Annotated in this window: 17 protein-coding genes and 1 tRNA gene; 15 read left to right on the plus strand and 3 right to left on the minus strand. The window is 46.2% G+C overall.

Features of this window, described 5'->3' with window-relative positions; genetic code table 11:
• Positions 1-9: 9 nt before the first annotated feature.
• From NST47_RS08995 to NST47_RS09060, 14 genes are all read left to right on the plus strand, one after another.
• Positions 10-906: a carbohydrate ABC transporter permease gene (locus NST47_RS08995; RefSeq protein ID WP_341154828.1), complete on the plus strand. Its 897-nt coding sequence runs from the start codon at positions 10-12 to the stop codon at positions 904-906.
• Positions 907-968: 62 nt separating this feature from the next.
• Positions 969-2543, plus strand: a complete 1575-nt coding sequence (locus NST47_RS09000) for an extracellular solute-binding protein (RefSeq protein ID WP_341154829.1) — start codon at positions 969-971, stop codon at positions 2541-2543.
• A 43-nt stretch (positions 2544-2586) separates the two neighbouring features.
• The gene (locus NST47_RS09005) at positions 2587-4317 is read left to right on the plus strand and encodes a hypothetical protein (RefSeq protein ID WP_341154830.1); all 1731 of its coding nucleotides are present in this window, start codon (positions 2587-2589) and stop codon (positions 4315-4317) included.
• Between the two features lie 41 nt (positions 4318-4358).
• Positions 4359-5474, plus strand: coding sequence for an oligogalacturonate lyase family protein (locus NST47_RS09010; RefSeq protein ID WP_341154831.1), 1116 nt, complete (start codon positions 4359-4361; stop codon positions 5472-5474).
• 165 nt (positions 5475-5639) lie between these two features.
• Complete coding sequence (locus NST47_RS09015) at positions 5640-6224, plus strand: hypothetical protein (protein WP_341154832.1); 585 nt, start codon at positions 5640-5642, stop codon at positions 6222-6224.
• 341 nt (positions 6225-6565) lie between these two features.
• The gene (locus NST47_RS09020; protein WP_341154833.1) at positions 6566-6919 is read left to right on the plus strand and encodes a hypothetical protein; all 354 of its coding nucleotides are present in this window, start codon (positions 6566-6568) and stop codon (positions 6917-6919) included.
• 2 nt (positions 6920-6921) lie between these two features.
• The gene (locus tag NST47_RS09025; RefSeq protein WP_341159635.1) at positions 6922-7728 is read left to right on the plus strand and encodes a GGDEF domain-containing protein; all 807 of its coding nucleotides are present in this window, start codon (positions 6922-6924) and stop codon (positions 7726-7728) included.
• An 87-nt stretch (positions 7729-7815) separates the two neighbouring features.
• Positions 7816-8697 carry a ComEC/Rec2 family competence protein gene (locus NST47_RS09030; protein ID WP_341154834.1) on the plus strand — a complete coding sequence of 294 codons (882 nt, stop codon included), beginning with the start codon at positions 7816-7818 and terminating at the stop codon, positions 8695-8697.
• Between the two features lies 1 nt (position 8698).
• Positions 8699-8914, plus strand: a complete 216-nt coding sequence (locus tag NST47_RS09035; RefSeq protein WP_341154835.1) for a DUF3006 domain-containing protein — start codon at positions 8699-8701, stop codon at positions 8912-8914.
• 204 nt (positions 8915-9118) lie between these two features.
• On the plus strand, positions 9119-10012 hold the full coding sequence (locus NST47_RS09040; protein WP_341154836.1) for a carbohydrate ABC transporter permease: 894 nt from the start codon (positions 9119-9121) through the stop codon (positions 10010-10012).
• 21 nt (positions 10013-10033) lie between these two features.
• Positions 10034-10897, plus strand: a complete 864-nt coding sequence (locus NST47_RS09045; protein WP_341154837.1) for a carbohydrate ABC transporter permease — start codon at positions 10034-10036, stop codon at positions 10895-10897.
• A 173-nt stretch (positions 10898-11070) separates the two neighbouring features.
• Positions 11071-12468: an ABC transporter substrate-binding protein gene (locus NST47_RS09050; protein WP_341154838.1), complete on the plus strand. Its 1398-nt coding sequence runs from the start codon at positions 11071-11073 to the stop codon at positions 12466-12468.
• 104 nt (positions 12469-12572) lie between these two features.
• Complete coding sequence (locus tag NST47_RS09055) at positions 12573-14327, plus strand: sensor histidine kinase (RefSeq protein ID WP_341154839.1); 1755 nt, start codon at positions 12573-12575, stop codon at positions 14325-14327.
• Positions 14328-14354: 27 nt separating this feature from the next.
• Positions 14355-15941 (plus strand): response regulator, encoded by a 1587-nt coding sequence (locus NST47_RS09060; protein WP_341154840.1) that lies wholly within the window; start codon positions 14355-14357, stop codon positions 15939-15941.
• 104 nt (positions 15942-16045) lie between these two features.
• Here the strand turns inward: NST47_RS09060 and NST47_RS09065 are convergent, their stop codons facing one another.
• Positions 16046-16228: a hypothetical protein gene (locus NST47_RS09065; RefSeq protein ID WP_341154841.1), complete on the minus strand. Its 183-nt coding sequence runs from the start codon at positions 16226-16228 to the stop codon at positions 16046-16048.
• Between the two features lie 108 nt (positions 16229-16336).
• On the opposite strand from NST47_RS09065, the gene NST47_RS09070 reads away from it, so the two are divergent.
• A tRNA-Lys gene (locus NST47_RS09070) sits at positions 16337-16409 on the plus strand.
• A gap of 311 nt (positions 16410-16720) precedes the next feature.
• Here the strand turns inward: NST47_RS09070 and NST47_RS09075 are convergent.
• Complete coding sequence (locus NST47_RS09075) at positions 16721-17938, minus strand: aminotransferase-like domain-containing protein (RefSeq protein WP_341154842.1); 1218 nt, start codon at positions 17936-17938, stop codon at positions 16721-16723.
• 26 nt (positions 17939-17964) lie between these two features.
• Positions 17965-19497: a MocR-like pyridoxine biosynthesis transcription factor PdxR gene (gene pdxR / locus NST47_RS09080; protein WP_341154843.1), complete on the minus strand. Its 1533-nt coding sequence runs from the start codon at positions 19495-19497 to the stop codon at positions 17965-17967.
• Between the last annotated feature and the right edge of the window lie 133 nt (positions 19498-19630).

Consider the following 19630-nt stretch of genomic DNA (forward strand, 5'->3'; position numbering starts at 1 on the left):
GGGAATAAGGTGATAGGCAGACAGTCAATTAAGTTAAGAATCCTCTACGGCACGTTGTATACGCTAATGGGCCTGCTGGCTATGATGACTTTGTTTCCATTCATCCACGTGCTGGCTACCTCGATGAGCGGTTCGCGCGCTGTGATGTCCGGTGAAGTGTTTTTATGGCCTAAGGAAATCAATTTTTCCTCTTTTTCTAATTTGATTGATGATGGCCAACTGTTCAAGGCGATGCAAAATACGGTAGTCATTACAGTGCTCGGAACACTATTTAATATTATTGCAACGATTATTGCCGCTTATCCGCTCAGCAGGAAACGGTTGAAGGGGCGTAATTTGATTCTGATGCTGATTACCTTCACGATGCTGTTTGGTGGCGGGCTGATTCCGAACTATATTTTGATCAAAACATTGGGGATCATGAATACGTATTGGGCATTATGGCTTCCAGGACTGTTGAGTACGTACAATTTTTTCGTAATGAAAACGTTTTTTGAAAATTTGCCTGCGGAATTGGAAGAGTCGGCAGCGATCGATGGTGCTAATGATCTGTTCATTATTTGGAAAATCATTCTTCCGCTATCGATGCCTATCATTGCAGCACTTACATTATTTTATGCGGTGAGCTGGTGGAATTCGTATATGAACGTACTGATGTTTATTACGAGCTCGGGCAAGCTGTCCCTGATGGTCAAGCTGCTGCAAATGATTGATACAACCAGCCAGAATCTGCTCAATGCGAACGCTACAAGCGGTGGCGAGGGAGCAACGATGCAAAATCTCGTTACACCTGAGGGCATACGTGCGGCAGCCATCGTTATATCCGTCACTCCGATTTTGTGTATTTATCCGTTTTTACAAAAGTATTTTGTCAAAGGGGTATTGATCGGATCGATTAAAGGCTGATCCAGATCGCATTAGGGTAGTCATATGCAAGGCTCAAACAACCAACAATCGGAGGCGAAATCATGATGTTACACAAGAAACACATGGCTCTTATGCTGGCAGGCGCTTTGGCAATCGTGCCGATTGCTGCATGCAGTACAGATGGAGGAGACAACAAGAAGACGGATACGGCAGCGAACGGGACTGATAAAAAGAAAAAGCAGGAGGTCAGCATTACGATTCTGGATCGTGGACAGGTGGCCAGCGATGAAGGAACCTATGAAAGCAACCGTGTCACCAAGTACATTAATGAAAAATCGGGTATCAATGTCAAATGGGTGCCTGTCGTACGAACGCAATCCACGCAAAAGATGAATACGTTAATCGCCGCAGGCGAAGCGCCGGACCTGATGTGGGAATTTGGCCGTGACTATATGTCAACGCTGAAGGATCAGGGAGCGATTCAGCCGATCGACGATTATATTGAAAAATACAGTACCTCCTACAAAAATTATTTGAACGCGCACCCGGAACTGAAGCCTTATACGATGTTTGACGGTAAAACCTACATTGCTACCAGTGCGCGCGGTGTCGATGCGATAGCGAACCATGCGATGTGGATTCGTCAGGATTGGCTTGACAAGCTGGGCTTGAAAACCCCGACAACGATGGATGAGCTGATGACGGTGATGCGGGCGTTTAAGGATAAGGACCCCGACGGCAACGGGAAAAATGATACGCTTGGCGCTGCCTTTAATTTTAATTACACCGGTATTATTCAGGCGATGTTTGCTGCGCACAGCGGACTGTGGTACCTGGAAAATGACAAGATGGTTAAAGGAAACTTTACCGACCGGTATACAGATGTATTGTCACTGCTGAAAACGATGTTTGATGAAGGCTTGGTCGATAAGGAATATATTACCGATAAGAACTACCAGAAGGAAAGACAGCTGTTAGTGACAGGGAAAGCCGGTGTCTACTTCTCCAGCTGGAATATTGCCGCCGAATATCGTGAGCTCAAGCAAAATGTGCCGGATGCCAAGCTGGTTCCTCTGGAGCCCGTGTCCACGAAATACGGTAAATTCGGACTGTTTCAGGAGCCGCCTGCGAACAAGCTGATCGTATTTAACAAAAATATGAAGGACCCGGAAGCAGCCGTTAAGCTGTTGGATTGGATGATTGATAAAAATTGGTTCGATGTCAGATTCGGTCAAGAGGGTGTTCACTACAAGCTGGTTAATGGTGTGCCGCAAGCAATTGATGCCGAGAAAAACAAAAAAGAGCTGCTGTACGCACCTGAATACGCGGTATTGGACCAATACAGTCCGAAGCCGGAGGACTTTGCCGTGATGGCCGCACAGGATGCCATATCACAGGAATACGCCAAGATTCAGGGTGAATCATTGAAGGTTGCCATGAAAAATAAGTTTAGAAGGGATATCCCGTTTAATCCTACGTTCCCTGAGCTCAGTGAGACGGCGACAGCGTTCACACCACTGGCTGAGGAAATCGAAACCAAGGTCATCACAGGCGGTAATCAATATAATGCCAATTGGGGGATTGAACAGCTGCGCAAGGAATGGAAACGTCTTGGCGGTGACAATGTCGATAAGCTAGCCCAGCAATGGTACGAGAAAAATTTAAAAGGCAAGTAAGCTTGATTATTTGAATAAGGGAGTGTGCAAAGGGATCATGGTAATGGATCATAAACAAATGCTGCTTAAACAATTGGATGTATGGCACGGACAATATAACCCAGAGGTACAGATGGTGCGCAAGCCGTTCCATACCCCTGGCTACCACAGCACCCTGAAAAATATCGAGTATACCCATCCTACCCTTGCCGCTCTGGTATACGCGTTGGGACTGCTTGACAGCAGGCAGGCAGAATATACAGAGCGTGCATCCGGGATCATCAGCAAGGTGATCGGTCTACAGGATCAGAACCCGGAGAACTCCACTTATGGCATATGGTCGTGGTTTATGGAGGAGCCGCTTGAGATGATGGCTCCACCGGATTGGAACTGGGCTGACTTTTGCGGAAAACGACTTGTATTAGCTGAGCAGCGTCATGCCGACCTGCTCAGCCCTTCACTGAGGGAGCAGATTAAGCAGGCTGTATGCTGCGCCTGCGATGCGATTATTAAGCGCAATGTAGGTCCCGGTTATACGAATATCGCGATTATGGGAGCATTTGTAACTCTAATTGCCGGAGAGCTGTACGAACATAAGCCGTATGCAGATTATGGACTTGAGCGGCTGCGCAAATTCAGTGATTACACGAAGGCATTGGGCACCTTTCAGGAGTTCAACAGTCCGACCTATACGATTGTCGCGATACAGGAGCTGGCGAGCATACACACGGCAACGGTTAATGAGGAAGCCAGACAGCTAAGTGCTGATATGCTGGATGTGGCATGGCGTATGACTGCCGAGCATTTTCATGCTCCAAGCCGCCAATGGTCGGGACCGCACAGTCGCAGCTACAGTACGGTCATGACACCAGAGGTGCTGTCATTTTTGCAAATGGCAAGCGGTGGCACGCTCTCATTGAGACCGAATGAGGACATCATTTACAATCTGGATTGGTATGGGAATGAAATTCATTGTCCCAAGGCGTATTTATCTGCATTCGAGCATACCGAAACGACAACGAATCGGCAGGTTATTCAAAAGGATGAGGCAGGCCATGCCTTGAATATGGCCACCACTTATATGAGTGGAGCTGTCAGTGTGGGCACATTCAGCAAGGATGTGATGTGGAACCAGCGCCGCAACCTGCTTGGCTATGTGAGAAACGGCGATAGCTTCAGCTATATGCATCTGCGATTGCTGCATAATGGCTACGACTATTCATCTGCGGTGTACACCAGTGTGCAGGAGCAGGGCGATGTGCTGTTTGGTATCGGCTTCTGCACGAATGGCGGGGATACCCACATTGGTCTGGATCCGATTGACGGAACGATAGAAGCGGCCGACCTGCGACTTCGATTTGAAATTGGCGGAAGCCTGGAGGGTATTCAAGTCGAAGATTTTGCTGCCGATGCAGAGGCTGTGTCCGTTCAGCTTGAGGATCAGACAATGCGTGTGAAGTTATTGTTTGCAGCGTTTGATGGAGAGCAGCCAGCGTGGGAACTGGTTAGTGAACCAAATAAGCTGTGTCTGGATTACGTTATCTATGCGGGGGAAAGCAAGCGATTCTCGTTTATCCAAATCCAGCAAGCGCTGCTAATGTTCGCATTTCGCTTAACCGAAGGAAACACTGGCGAGCTGGATGCATCAGCTGATTATACGGATCGTAAGGATAATGGCTCTGAAGAGGGCACTAGTCGGGAGGTTCACGCCAAGTATCGTTCGATTGCTGGTGCTGTGCTGCAGCTGCAACTGCCGGTTAAGCCGACTGAGAAGCAGCAGATGCTGCGACCCTAGTAAATCTTGCAAGCTCATATTATCGGCAGGGAGGTATTGGCATGGCCAAAGGCACCATCATTCACAATGAATTTCACAGCATCACCGATTCATACACGGGTCAAACATTGACCCGGCTAACCGCACCTGAGCAAGTGAATCATCATCCCTACTTCTATTACAAGATGATAACGAATGACAATCGTTATCTCATATATGCCAGCGAAAGGAATGGACAGCGCAACCTGTATCGGATGGATTTGCAGGATGGCTCTGCACTTCAGTTAACAGAAGGGGCAGGTGTTCACGACTTCGGCTGCAGTCTTACCAGCGATGATCGTTATCTCATTTATTGCCGTCAGCATCAAATAATCCGCATGGATATGGCTACATTGGAAGAAGAGGTTGTTTACGAAACCGAAGCGGGCTGGACACCGAATGCGAATCCGGGCTTAAGCTCGGATGATCGTTATCTGGTGCTTGTTGAAATCAATGATCGCGACGTGATTGCCAGCAAGGGAGATTGGTCCACCTTTGAATTGCAGTGGGCGAAGCAGCCGCACTGCCGAATCATGTATATTGATATCGAGCAAAAGACGAGTCGAATCGTCCATGAGGAGCTGAACTGCTGGCTGGGACACCCACAAATTCGTCCCCATGATCCAACAACGATATTATTTTGCCATGAGGGGCCAGGTCACCGGATTGATGCGAGGCTGTGGCTGATTCAGGCGGATGGTACGAATCTGCGCTGTGCCAAGGAGCAAACTCATGAGGAATTGATAACACATGAATACTGGCTCGCAGATGGCTCCAAATTCGCATTTGTATATCGGCATGAAGATTATGAATGGCACGAAAGTATTCGTTTTATGGACCCGGATACGTTAGAAGAGGAAATATGGATGGACTCTTCCAAATATTGTCATTTTATATCCAATCATGATCATTCTCGAATTGTCGGGGATGGACAGCTTCCGGAACAACACTTTATTTATCTTGTTGATGTTCAGGAGCGCAAGGAATACAAGCTGTGCTCTCATGGAACCAACTGGAAAAGCTATGGCAATACGCAGGATGCGCATCCACACCCCGCCTTTTCACCGGATGGCACATTTATTATATTCACATCCGATATGGAAGGGATTCCATGCATATATAAAGTAGACCTGGATTAGAAGTCAGGTGAATAATGGTCAGAGCGACCAAATGAATAGACTGTTCCTGCAGCTGCATGCAGCCAAGGAATAGTCTATTTGTACTTTCTATGATCACGTTTCTTTGGCTTACATTTACACTTGGAGGATCTGTTTAAGATTCGTCTGGTGCGGTTAATTTTTAACTTGAATAATGCACTATTAATTTATATTTTAGATGAGGGGGAAACGTGTATCGCTATCTATTTTAATATTTCAATGCCTGTTATGGATTTTCTTACTGAAAGCCATAATGCAATGTTGAGTCATGGAGTTAAACTATATGCCGAAATATTTGTTAACGCACAGGGTGAACGTCAATATTCATCTTTTGAAAGTAAAGAAATCGATTTGTTCGCCAGTTATTTTAATGATACTGCCTATAACTCTTTTTTCTTTTCCTGCTATTCCGTACAAGATATAACACAAATCAAACAATTTGGATATTTTTATGATACACCAAGCTCCTATTCTATTGAGGTTAAAGGCGGCAGAGAAACTGATAAAAGTCGAGAACTTATACAAATGCGTATGATATCAAAGAATCCTAACAAACAGATACAATCTTTTTATCGAACATTTCAAAAGAACCTAAAGAAAATTTCGGGATTGCAAAAGCATACCCAAAAGAATTATTTTTACTTGCCAACAGAAAAAATTATAATTCCTGCTAATCCACATTCACAGAACACAAGAGATAATTGGGAAGACTTTAATCTTTCGATCAAGTGAACCCGGGTATTGTTCATCTCATTGATGGCAGCCTTGACGGGTTATCGAAGTAAACTTCACATATAAGGTGCTTCTTTCTTCGGGGGTGGTGTTACGGACTTACGGACAAACACCATTCCACTAAGCGATGAGCGCCTTTTTTGTTTTTAATCGAAGCTGCTTTCCTTATCCTACTTTCATCCTGGTATTATTCAACGGAGGATCATAATAAAAGTGGTAAATAGGGCCTAATAAATGGTAATCATTGTCGATTAATAGTGGATTTTGGTAGCACTTTCATGTATATTTAATACATATTTATGAAAGTTCCCCCAAGTCAAAATAGTTTAAGGATGTTATTGATGAGAAATAAGTCTTCTTATTCCCGAAAAGCTAATTTGTCCATGGTTATCAGTGAATTCGAACTACCCCCCATGCAGGATTTATTAATCATCGGCAAGCAGGCTCCAGTGGGACCCGAAGCTGTTATGCGCATGGCGGAAGCGCTCTCCCCCGAACAATTTACAGTATTCAAAATTGATCACCCCAAGGTGGAGGGAATATTAATTCGTCGCTCCTTATTGGAAATGATGGATCAGCAGCTACTGCTGGAAATTATTATGGAGGAAGCCGATTGTATGGTGAATGAATGCATGGTATTGCGAGCCGAGTTGAAATTTACGATGTTCGTTGAGCGGGAGGTAGAACTAAATTGAAGGTGGAGGACTTGATATCGGAAGAGCTGCAATATATCACTTCTGGCAAAAGTGTTCAATACGCAGCCAGGCTGATGGATGAACTCGGTGTCAATTCACTTGTGGTGAATGATCAAGGTAAAATTGCCGGTATTCTGACTTCCAAGGATATACGTTCGGTTCATCCCAACCGGATCGTCGCAGATGCGATGACGGGGAATCCGATCTGTATTCCCAAGTCAACCTTTATTGGAGATGCTATTTCCATCATGGAGCAGCATCAAGTTAAACGCTTAATTGTCAAAGATGGCAATCATGCAGAGGGCATTGTAACCAGAGAGGTGCTGAAGACAACACTTGGCAAATATGAGGATCTGTTAACAGGCTTATATCGATCCGCGTATATGGAATATGTGTTTAATCATTTTGTTGCTCTGAATCGGATGTTTCATATTTTGTTTATAGATCTGAATGATTTTGGCCTTATTAATAAAAAGCACGGACATCCAGTCGGTGATGATGTACTTATTCATTTTTCAACCCTGCTTAAAAACATAACGAATGAACAGGATTACATATGCAGATATGGCGGCGACGAGTTCGTCATTATTTCAACAAGGAAATTACAGGAAGTAGAGAAGCTGATTCAGCAGCTGACGGAGCCGATGCATGTGATGAATATTACATTATCTGCAGCAGTAGGTTATATTAACGGTTTCGATCACAATTACGCTGCTTCGAGCTTTAGAGAGATGATCAGCAAGGCCAGTATGATATCAACAAGCTTGAAGCCTGCATACGATGAACATTTATTGCATGGAAAACATTGAAAAGAACGGCTCCGAGTTATAAACTAGCTTAGGGGCTTTTATTTATTCCAATGTCCTACTATCATCACGAGGAGAGCTAACTGAAGTATGGCACAATGGAAGGTTTGGATTACGGGTCTCGTCCTGGTTGTATTAACGGGTTGTTCACCACTGACTGTACATAATGAATCTGTGGGATCTACGACTATTTTGCGAGCGGATGGAAAGCTCCAGGTGTTATTTTTGGATGTCGGGCAAGGGGCAAGTCAGCTGCTGATCAGTCCATCCGGCAAAACGATGCTTATTGATGCAGGCAATAACGACAAAGAACAAGTCATGCTGGATTATCTCAAGCAATATCAAATCACAAAGCTCGATACCGTAATCGGGACACACCCGGATGCAGATCATATCGGAGGCTTGGATAAGGTCATTGATCAAACGACTGTGGACAACATATATATGCCCAAAATATCTTCGAATACCCGTACCTTTGAATCGTTATTGGAATCGATCAGCAATAAAAAGCTCAAGGTCCAAACGGCCAAAGCCGGTTTAACGTTGGACTGGGACAAAGAGGTTCAAGTGGAGATGATCGCACCTGCGGCTGTATATGACAATGCGAACAACATGAGTGCTGTCGTGAAAATTACTTATGGTACGACTTCGCTGCTGTTAACCGGTGATGCTGAGGCGGCAAGTGAGAAGGATATGATTAAATCAGGTGTCGATCTGTCGTCGACCGTGTTGGGGGTTGGGCATCATGGATCGAAGTCTTCAACCTCCTTAACCTTCCTGAACAAGGTGAAGCCCCAATATGCGATTATTCAATCGGGCAAAGACAACAATTATGGTCACCCGGACAAGACGATATTATCCCGCCTGAAAAAAGCAGGAGTTAGCGTGTATCGCAATGATTTGCAGGGGACGGTGTCAGTCATATCGGATGGAAAGAACGTCACGATTGCTACGGAAAGGAAGGAGAAGTAGCTTGAAAGGAATTGTAGATCGCATTGAAGGCAAATACTACGTCATTGAAATTGCGGGCGTGATGACCGATGTTCCACGGAGTCAGGTTGCAGCTGGTGTGAAGCCGGGACATGCGGTCGAGCAGCAGAAGGGAATTTGGGTAACTGACGCTGCAGCTACCAAAGAAAGAGAGGCCCGCATCAAAAAGCTCATGAAGGATGTATGGGCAGACGATTAAATATTAGTAGCTGCTGAAAATAATAATCCGATCCAGAGATACCCCCATCGTGCCGCGATGGGGGTTTTGTTATGGGCTGGAGATGAGTCCCCCGCCATTCAAATTAAGTTGCTTTGTCCTATGGTGCCAGTTGAATTACCGCTCCCGCCCTCTGGCTCGCATGTAATATGCTATAAAAAAACGAACGGGAGGAGCTGATAGACGATGCGTAAACGTGTATCTCTGTTCAACTCATATATTTTCATTTTTCCAAGTCTGTTCCTGACACTGGCGCTTGGCATCTATCCCATCGTCTGGGCGCTACGCTATATGTTTTACGATTATCAAGGCTTTGGGATACCCCGATTTGTAGGTCTTGATAATTTTTCCAGACTGCTGCGGGATCAGGAGTTTTGGCATTCCGTGTACAATACATTTGTCTATGCGGGCGGAAAAATCATTCTGGTACTGCCGATTTCGCTATTACTTGCGGTCATATTAAACCGCGGCTTGAAAGGTAAAGGATTGTTCAGAGCGATTTATTTTATGCCTACTATTATTAGTGCATCGGTCATGTCGATCGTATTTTTTACTATTTTCAATTCCTATAACGGTGTGCTTAATCAATTCCTGATTAAGTATGGGATTATTTCCCAATCAATAGATTGGCTCGGTCCGCAATATGCGATGCTTACGGTCATCATTACAGCGGTATGGGGCGGGATCGGTAATTACATGCTGCTGTTTATTGCCGGCTTGCAGGGCATACCAGAGGACGTATATGAGAGTGCATCACTCGATGGAGCGAATGCAGCACAAAAGTTCTGGTATATCACGCTACCAATGCTCGGTACCGTACTGCAAATGATTATTATGCTGGCCATCATCACGGCCTTGAAAGGCTACGAGAGCATCATGGTATTGACCGAGGGAGGACCGTTCGGCAAAACAGAGGTCATGTACCTGTATGTATACAAGCAGTTTTTCCCGGTGTCGGCGTCAACGGCAACCGTACAGCAAATCGGCTACGGCAGCGCGGTTGGATTTACAACAGCTTTGATTGTCGGCTTCATTACGATCATTTATTTTTACATGTCCAAACGGCTGAATCAGGATTAAGGAAAGCGGGGTGTAAGTGAGATGGATACAAACTTGAATCGCAATGGAATTAGGGCAAGCTATTGGTTGGGGCATATCGTAAAATGGGCATTTTTAATCAGTATAGCTTTTGTCACGCTGTACCCGCTTATTATGGCTGCTCTGGGTTCACTCAAAACGAATGCGGAGTTAACCACGGGAGCTACTTTTCTGCCCACCGTATGGCAATTCTCAAATTATGCTACTGCCTGGAAGCAGGCCAATTTTGCGCTATTTACCTGGAACAGCTTCTTTATTAGCACCATGGTCACAATTGCAACGCTGCTGATCGCTTCGATGGCCGCCTATGCGATAGACCGTACGAAGTTTCCAGGCAAAAAACTGTATGTCGCGCTGCAGGCAAGTACGATGTTTATTTCCATTGGTGCTGTCGTACTCAGACCGCAATTTGATTTGATGGTCATGCTCGGCTTAAACAAATCGCTGTGGGGTGTCATTATCATCCTGATCAGCTCCCATGCTACGGTTTATTTTATGCTGATCGGTTTTTTCAAGGCGATTCCCCGCGATTTGGACGAGGCTGCTTACATTGACGGCTGCAACTTTTATAGCGTTTTCTGGAAAATCATTCTTCCGCTGCTGCGTCCGGCGCTTGCAGTTACGGCCTTGTTCACGTTTCGCGGCACCTGGAATGAATATATTTTGCCGCTCGTATTCACGATGACCTCGCCGAAGCTGCAAACACTGACAGTAGGTCTCGCAAATCTTCGTTATGGTATTGGTGCAGCTGCAGAGACTCAACTGATGATGGCGGGTGCTTGTCTATCGTTCCTGCCGATTCTCGTGGTCTATATGATCGCGAACAAGTCGTTCATGCAGGTTACCGCAGGTGCTGTCAAAGGTTAATAAGCTGGTCGGAGGTAGAGGTGGGAGACGGAAAGTAGTTTTCCCCTCCATAAAAGTCGGATTGTCCTTCACGGTTCAACAAGCTCAGCCGTTATGCTGAAAGCAGTTACATGATTTCCAATTAGGAACCTATTCACGAATGGTTTATAATTAACAAGGAGGATTTTATCAAAATGATGAAAAAAACGATAGGTACCGTGCTGGGCGTAGCTTTGGTCGCTTCCTCTCTGGCAGCATGTGGAGCTGGACAGGACAGCGGGACGCAAGCTGGAGGGACCTCGGGTACAGGTACAGCGACAGGCGGAAAAACCAAGATCTCTTATTGGACGATTGATCGCCATGATGCGGATTACATGAAAGAGGTTATCAAGAAATTTAATGATGCGAACCCCGACATTGAAGTCGAAATGACGGTAATGGCCGATAACTTTAACCAGGCTGTGGATATTGCATACGCCAGCAAGCAGGCTCCTGACGTGCTGCGTACGAACGATTTTCTCGGTTTTGTGAAAAAAGGCTATTTGCTGCCAATCAATGATTTGATGAACGATGATTTGAAAAAGCGATATGCCAATCTGATGGTCGAGGAATCGAACATGGTTGAAGGCAAAATCTATTCGCTGCCGAATACCGGACAGTTTTGGAGATTAATATATAATGTAGATTTGTTTGAAAAAGCAGGAATTAAGGAACCGCCAAAAACAGTAGCAGAACTGGTTGATGCTGCCAAAAAAATTACAAAAGCGAACAAGGATGTGGGCGCATACGGCTTCGCTGAAAACTTCAAGAGCGCAAGCTCTGCATTCAGTCGAATCGCCAATCCAATCGGCTCCTTTAGTGGCACTTCTGTTGTAGATGGCTACAACTATAAAACCGGACAGTTCGATTTCTCCGTGTACAAGCCCATTGCTGAAGCGCTTTATCAAATGAAAAAGGATGGAAGCCTGCTGCCGGGCGTGGAATCGTTGGATATTGATCCACTGCGTGCGCAATTTGCAGCCGGGAAAATTGGTATGTACTTTAATCACTCTGGCGAGCCGGGTGTATTCCAGAACCAATTCCCGACCCAAATACGCTGGGCTGCTGCTCTGCCTCCAACTCTGGACGGCAAGCAATCAGGAACCGTCTCGGTTATTGCCGGCAACTACGTTGGTATAAGTAAAGACACGCCGAACAAGGAAAAAGCGTGGAAGTTCATGGAGTACCTGGCTAATATCAATTTCCAAAAGGAATATCATGAAAAGGGCTTTGGTATCTCTGTCGTTCCTGATGTCAATGCCACTGCTAACAAACCGACGATTCCGGGCATCGATGGATTCCTGCCGAGCAAATATGATGCGCTGTATTCACCAACTCCGCTTTCTGTAACGGAAGCTAAGGTTGAGGGTGTCAAGACAGGCAATGCGATTACGAAGTATATGCTTGAAGGCGGAGATGTCGATAAAATGTTGACGGACCTGACAACTCGTTATAACGCTGCTCTGGAAAAAGCACGTGCTTCCGGCGATACGAAGAGCAAAGCGAATCCAAGCTTTGATCCAGGCAAGCTGCAAGGCACTTTGGCCAAGTAAGGCTGGATAGGAATCCAGTGAATCCGTAGTTGATTATCATAATGATGGACGCGCAGCAGTAAGCGGCGCGTTTTTTCATATTGGGGTATGGAGGAGGAACAGACGTGAAACACTGGTTTTATAGGCTTTCGCTCAGACGTCGGCTATGGATAGCCTTTTTACTGCTGACTTTAATATCTATCGCCTTGACCGGACTGATGTCGTATTGGATTGCTTACAGCTCGACGGAAAAGGAAGCCTTCCTCTCCAGCCAGAACACATTGAATAAATCGGCGCGTGTGCTCGATGAAAAGCTGCGTCATACGATTGTAGCGACCTCCTCCATGATGCTTAGCGATGAATTCAAGCAGGCGATGAATGATGTGTACGATCACCGAACATCGGCCTACTATAGACAGTTGTCATCGCTGCAGATACCGCTTGCGCAAATGAAGCTGAGTGAGCCATCGATTCAATCGATTTTAATCTATACGACGATTGGTGATTTGTTCGCGACGAATGACCTTCGCAATAGCCAGGTCCCTTTTAAGAGCACAATATTTTCGAAGTATTTGGAAAGCACGGATCGCGCCTTGTGGATCGAAGGTCATGAAGATCCTTTGTTTCTCGGTAATAAAAGAGTGATCTCCTTATTGATGAAATCGATCTCCGAAGTTAATGTACAGGACGTTTTTATTGTCGTTAATTTAAAGGAAGATGCCATCCGCAAAGCGATTACCGATGATTTGCTCGACCATGCAGACAATTACTTTCTCGTTTCGCGCAGCGGCGGCAAGGTGCTGCCGATGGCATCCGCCATGGAATCGTTTCAGAATGATCCTGATTTTATGAAGCCTATGCAGGAGCAGGAACGGGGATTTTTCAAATATTCCAAGGGAAACGAGCCTTATTTGGTCAATTATGCGCGTCTGACGCTTACGCAGGATTGGCTGCTGGTCAGTGTGCAAAAGCAATCGGATTTGCTGTATCAAGTGAATCGCATCAAAACAACCACACTGTTCATCATGGCCTGCTGCGCGGTGCTGGCTCTGCTGCTTTCCAATCTGATGTCAGGCTTCTTGCTGAAGCCGCTGCATAAGCTTCAAGGTCTTATGAAGAAGGTCGAGCATAACCAGCTTGATGTTCGCTTTGAGAGCAGGTATGAGGATGAGGTTACACAGGTCGGGTTGAAATTCAACCGCATGCTGGAGCAAATATCGAAGCTGATTGACGATGTCAAGGATGCTGAGAACGAGAAAAGAAAGATGGAGATTAAAGCGCTGCAGGCGCAGATTGATCCGCATTTCTTGTACAATACGCTTAATACGATCGTCTGGAAATCGGAAACAGCGCAGAATAAGGATGTTACCGATATGATTGTTTCCCTCTCCCTGCTGTTCCAGCTTGGTCTTAATGGGGGCAACGAGATGACGACCTTAGCCAAGGAGATCGACCATGTACGGCAATATTTAAGTCTGCAGCAAAAGTGCTATGAAGGCTTGTTCGATTATAACATCGTGCTTGAGGATGATTCGCTGCTCGATATACCGATATTGAAAATCATTTTGCAGCCGCTGGTGGAGAATTCGATCCTGCATGGCTTTCAGGAAATGGACGTTGATGGACAAATTACGATTACAATCCGCCGTCTGGATGCAAATTGGCTTGAGCTGCGTGTGGAGGACAATGGTTCCGGCATGGATGCCCGGCAAGTTGACGAGGATATGCGGCAGGAGCAGACGGTGAAAAGGGGCTATGCGCTGCGCAATGTATTTGGACGTCTGCGACTGCAATACGATAGCAGAGCCGATATTGAATTATCGAGCATCCCGTACCGTTCAACGGTAATTACCTTAACGATTCCATTGGAAAGTGAGTGACGATCAAAAGTGAACAGTGAGCTTAGAATGTGTGTGATAGATGACATCAAGACGGTTGTTGATGGTATCGCCAATCAGATTCCCTGGAGTCTGCATGGGATTCGTGTGGTGGGCTCGGCCAGCAACGGCGAGAAGGGTATTGAGCTCATACGTGAAACAAAGCCTCATATCGTGCTGACGGATATCCGCATGCCGCGAATGAATGGGCTGGATATGACACGTTGGGTATTAAGCGAATTTCCCCGTACCAAAATTGTTTTCCTGAGTGGATATACCGATTTTGATTATGCGCAGCAGGCTATTCAGCTTGGCGCTTTTGATTATATATTGAAGCCCTTTACACCGCAAAAAATTATTGATGCCGTTCTCAAAGCCAAAGCGTCGATCGAAGAGGAACTTGGCAGCCAGCAGCGGTTTCATGAGATGGAGCGCAAGCTGCGGGAGAGCCTGCCGTATTTGCGGCAGGAATATTTTCAGCTTCTGCTGCAGTTTCCCACAACACCGGAGCAGGCGGCCAAGCGCTGGGATTTTCTCAATATTGCACTCGAACGTGAGCAATTTGTCGTCATGCTTACGGAAATTGACCAGTTTGCCGAGCTGACCCATAAGCTTCCTGTGCAGGAGGTCGAGCTGATCCGGTTCACCCTGCACAATATTCTGGAGGAGACAATTGGCAATGTAACGAAAGGATTTGTGTTTCGGGATCATTCGCACCGATTCGTTGCTGTATTCAATTCGCCTGATTCCGGGAGTGCCGAGAGGCTGGCCGAGCAGTGCCGTGAAAATATCGAAAGCTATTCCAGATATACGGTATCTCTCGGACTGGGTGAAAACGTTCAGCATATTCATGAAATTTCTTATTCATATACTCAGGCAATGACCGCACTATCCTATAATTTTTATACCGGTGGCAATAGTGTATATGGCTACCAGCATGTGGATCATCAAACGGCCCCGCGCTTTTCAACGGAAAAGGAAAAGGAGCTGTTCTACTGCCTGCGTTCGGGCAATCTGCACAAAGCGCAGGAGCTTGTAGACGAATTATTTGATGAAACTGTTTCTGTGCCTGTGCCTTATGCTCCAGAGGCTGTAAAGGTCATGTACGACGAGCTTGCCTTTATGATGAATCGGTTATTTGCAGAAAAGCTGACGGCTGAAGAAATGAAGCCGCTGGAGGCGCATCTGCTGCATATTAAGAATTTGCATTCCTACAAGCTGACAGAGCTTAAGACAGGCATCAACGAGCTGTGCAGAATCGGCTGTGAGGTCATCCAGCAAAGGCAGAAAGAAGAAGCCAATCAGGTCGTCGAGCAAGTAATCGCGCATATCAGACAGCATCTGGATGTGAACCTGACAGTGAATGATTACGCCAAGCTGGTTTACTTAAGCGGCAGCTACTTTGCCAATCTATTCAAGAAGGTCAGAGGGATGACGGTTGGGCAATTTGTTACGACAGAGCGAATGGAGCGGGCCAAGGCTTTATTGCTGGAAGGCAGGCAGGTACAGGAAATTGCCCAGGCGCTCGGTTATGAGGATCGACCCTATTTCAGTGAGCTATTCAAAAAGCATACCGGGATGACGCCTTCTGAATTCAAGCAGCAATATGCGAATTAAAATCGGAGTTATGCAGATATCGACCACATAATTTTTATCAGGCTATGAAAAGAGGCAGTCCCTCAGGTCATTCATTCTGACCAAGGGACTGCCTCTGCGAATTCCTATTGCTGCTTCTCGGGTATCTCCGGGATGACTTGGGGACTGATTTCTGGAGCTGGCTGTGGTGTTGCTGGTATTTCCGGGATCAAATCCGGTTTAATTTCGGGTGGAGTTTTTGGTGTTATATCCGGAATGGGTTTCGGATTAATCTCTGGTGGTTGGTTCGGATTGATTTCTGCATTCATGCTGAACACCTCCCTCATAGTTATTATTAAACAAAAAGGCTGTTTTTAAATAATTGAAAATATGATTTGCATTTTATAAATCAATATGCTATTATAAGTGAGCGTTGCAGGTCCGTAGCTCAGTTGGTAGAGCAGTTGACTCTTAATCATCTGGTCGTGGGTTCGAGTCCCACCGGGCCTATACTTTTATAATACATATAAAACTGTTGATCCAGCAGTTTCATAGTGTGAGAAAATAACCCTTCGTCATCACTTTAATGTGAGATGAAGGGTTATTTTTTATAACATAAGAATGTATAAGTTTTCAGCGGAGCTGAAGGATTCTTATGTTTCAAGAAAAGCTACATATAAAACACGGATGTATCTTCGTCGAATAGGCTTCGATCAGAAGCTTTTTTTATCGTCATATCATGTTGCTTTTTAGATGTATAGGGTTCTGCTAGGGGGCCTGGTCTCAAGGTAAAATCTGAGATTGGCCCCAGCAGAACGTTGTTAAATGGATAAAGGACTTGCCTGTAATTCTGCCGTATATTCCCGCAGCACTTTGCCAAGCCGTGCTATTCCCTCGATGATCCGTTCCTCGGTCATGTTGGAATAATTGAGGCGCAGCGTATTCTCATGGCCGCCATTCGGGTAGAAGCTGCCTCCAGGTACGAACGCGACATTGTGATCCAGGCAGCGTACGAGCAGGTCACGAGCATTAAGCTCAGGTGCCAGCTCCAGCCAGGTGAATAAGCCGCCGGAAGGAATATTGAACCGGACATCGGCAGGCATTTCACGGCGAAGTGCTTCCATCATCGTGTCACGACGCTTGCGGTACACCTCTACGATTTTGACGATTTGTTCACTTAGATCGTACGTTTCCAGATAGGCATCGAGCTGCCGTTGGCTAATCGTTGACGCTTGCAGGTCGGCTCCCTGCTTCAGCAGCACTAATTTGGGTATAATAGCGGAATCAGCTGCTGTCCAGCCCATGCGCAGGCCCGGGCAGAAGGTTTTGGAGAAGGTTCCCAAGTGAAGAACACGACCTTCGGTATCCAATGATTGCAGGGAAGGGATAGGTTCGCCCTCAAAACGCAGCTCCCCATATGGATTATCCTCGATAATAACGAGATCGAACTCATTGGCAAGCTTGATGAGCTCTTGTCTTCTAGCTAGTGTCCAGGACCGTCCGGTCGGATTTTGAAAATCAGGAATAACGTAAATAAGCTTGGCCCGCTGTGTAGTCTGCAGAAGCTCCCTTAATTGATCGATATCCATGCCTTCGTGATCGGTGGGAACCTCGACGAATTCTGGACCATAAGCACGAAATGCCTGAATAGCTCCAAGGTAAGAGGGGCTTTCACAGAAGATGACGTCGCCTTCGTCGAGGAAAGCTTTTCCTGCCAGATCGATTCCTTGCTGGGAGCCGCTCGTAATGAGAATATTGTCAGCTGTCCAGGCCGTACCCAGTGTACGGTTCATTCGCAGTGCGATTTTGTCCCGTAAAGGTCGGTAGCCTTCGGTAGTCGCATATTGCAGCGCTTCTTTACCGTTCTCCTCCAATACTTTTACAGCGATCTGCTGCAGCTCTCTAATAGGAAACAGCTCAGGATCGGGAAGGCCTCCAGCAAACGAAATGACCTCAGGTCTTTCAGTCAGCTTTAATATCTCTCTGATTTCTGATGCTTTTAATTGGTCCATACGTTTGGCGAATCTTGAAAAGGCCATGGGGTTCATCCTCCTTGGAATAGGTGTTAAATAATAGGATCTAATCCTTCTGTTCGGTTGCCTGTTTGATGATATCGACGAGCATTGATCGTGTCGTGCACGGCTGAGACAAATCGGCGAATGCCTTCATCGATCGAGTCATCCTCGGCACATGAAAAGTTAAGGCGTACATAGGTCGTTTGCGGAACTTGGGCAAAGAACGGGTTGCCAGGCAAATAATCGACACCACGATCGGCAGCACGAAGCATCAACTCATTGGCATTCAGTCCGGCTGGCATCCGGCACCAGATGAATACGCCGCCTTCAGGCTCCTGCCAAGTCATACCTGGCACCTCATATTTATGAAGTGCTGCGACCATGAGCTGCTTACGCTGATGGTAGCGATTTCGCATATCGTTCAGATGCTCCTCCAGCAGTCCGCTGCGAATCATTCTCTCCATCAGAAACTGCGAGAGAGTGCTCGTATGCAGATCAGCCATTTGCTTGGCAATAGCCAGTTGACGAATGACTGACTCGGGAGCACTGAGCCACCCCATACGTAAACCAGAGCCGATAAGCTTGGAAAAGGTACTGAGATAGATGACATGATCATGGCGGTCCATGGCATGAATAGGTGGAACATGATGGCCGGAATAACGCAGATCACAATAAGGGTCATCCTCGACGATGATCGTCTTGTAGCGATAAGCCAGCTCAAGCAGGCGTTCCCTGACTTCCTGATTCATCACCAGACCCGATGGATTCTGGAAGGTAGGCAGGACATAGATCAGCTTCGGATGATACTTGGCTAACATGGACTCCAGAATATCAAGTCTCATCTGTCCGTCGGTATCTGCAGGAATTCCCATTAATCTCGCTCCAGCTGATCGAAACGATTGCATAGCGCTGAAATAACTGGGTTCTTCAACAAATATGATATCACCCGGATCAATGAATACCCGGGTAAGCAAATCAATACCTTGCTGAGAGCCGGACAGTATGAGCACTTCCTCGGCAGCGGCATGAATCCCACGCTTCTCCATCCACATACATATCGCCTCACGCAGTGTATGAATACCTTCCGTGGCGGTATGCTTCCATAGCGAATCGCTTTTCTCCTGCATGAGCAATTGCAGCTGCTCTTGGAGCTTGACCGTTAGTTTGGGCCCAGGGTCTGGCAGCGCAACACTGAAGGAAATGGAGTCTTTGCGCTTGGAAAGAGACAGCAGATCACGAATTAACGGGTCACCTGCTGAGAACGATCGTTCACTGAATAACTGCCGCCATGGAGGCGTACTATAGCCGGGAAGCTGGGTAGAAGCAGCAGGTGCATCCGCAGAGTTCAAGGGCAGTACGACGGTTCCTTTGCCAACAAAGGATTCGATCAAACCTTCGGACTTCAATTCAACGTATGCGTTCAATACGGTACTGCGATTCACACCTAATTGCTCGGCCAGCTTTCGCTCGGGTAGGAGACGGTAGCCGGCTGGCAGCTCACCATTGAATATAGCTTCACGTATTTGCTGCGTAATTTGCATATAGATCGGTATGTAAAGCTCTCGTGAAATGATAATATTCATAGATAGCACTCCAATGGTGATCAATTGGTTGGTGATAGGATCAATAATCACGTGTATTTTCTTATTTTACCACGAAATGAACAGATGAAAACAACCAATTGGCACGTATATCGACCAGCCAATTTTTACTATT

Origin of the sequence: Paenibacillus sp. FSL H8-0034 (assembly GCF_038000305.1) — a bacterium.
Lineage (GTDB): Bacteria > Bacillota > Bacilli > Paenibacillales > NBRC-103111 > Paenibacillus_S.

Coding starts and splice junctions, on each gene's coding strand:
- NST47_RS09000 (WP_341154829.1), top strand. CDS start 969: ATGATGTTACACAAGAAACACATGGCTCTTATGCTGGCAGGCGCTTTG.
- NST47_RS09005 (WP_341154830.1), top strand. CDS start 2,587: ATGGATCATAAACAAATGCTGCTTAAACAATTGGATGTATGGCACGGA.
- NST47_RS09010 (WP_341154831.1), top strand. CDS start 4,359: ATGGCCAAAGGCACCATCATTCACAATGAATTTCACAGCATCACCGAT.
- NST47_RS09020 (WP_341154833.1), top strand. CDS start 6,566: ATGAGAAATAAGTCTTCTTATTCCCGAAAAGCTAATTTGTCCATGGTT.
- NST47_RS09030 (WP_341154834.1), top strand. CDS start 7,816: ATGGCACAATGGAAGGTTTGGATTACGGGTCTCGTCCTGGTTGTATTA.
- NST47_RS09040 (WP_341154836.1), top strand. CDS start 9,119: ATGCGTAAACGTGTATCTCTGTTCAACTCATATATTTTCATTTTTCCA.
- NST47_RS09045 (WP_341154837.1), top strand. CDS start 10,034: ATGGATACAAACTTGAATCGCAATGGAATTAGGGCAAGCTATTGGTTG.
- NST47_RS09050 (WP_341154838.1), top strand. CDS start 11,071: ATGATGAAAAAAACGATAGGTACCGTGCTGGGCGTAGCTTTGGTCGCT.
- NST47_RS09060 (WP_341154840.1), top strand. CDS start 14,355: ATGTGTGTGATAGATGACATCAAGACGGTTGTTGATGGTATCGCCAAT.
- NST47_RS09065 (WP_341154841.1), bottom strand. CDS start 16,228: ATGAATGCAGAAATCAATCCGAACCAACCACCAGAGATTAATCCGAAA.
- NST47_RS09075 (WP_341154842.1), bottom strand. CDS start 17,938: ATGGCCTTTTCAAGATTCGCCAAACGTATGGACCAATTAAAAGCATCA.
- pdxR (WP_341154843.1), bottom strand. CDS start 19,497: ATGAATATTATCATTTCACGAGAGCTTTACATACCGATCTATATGCAA.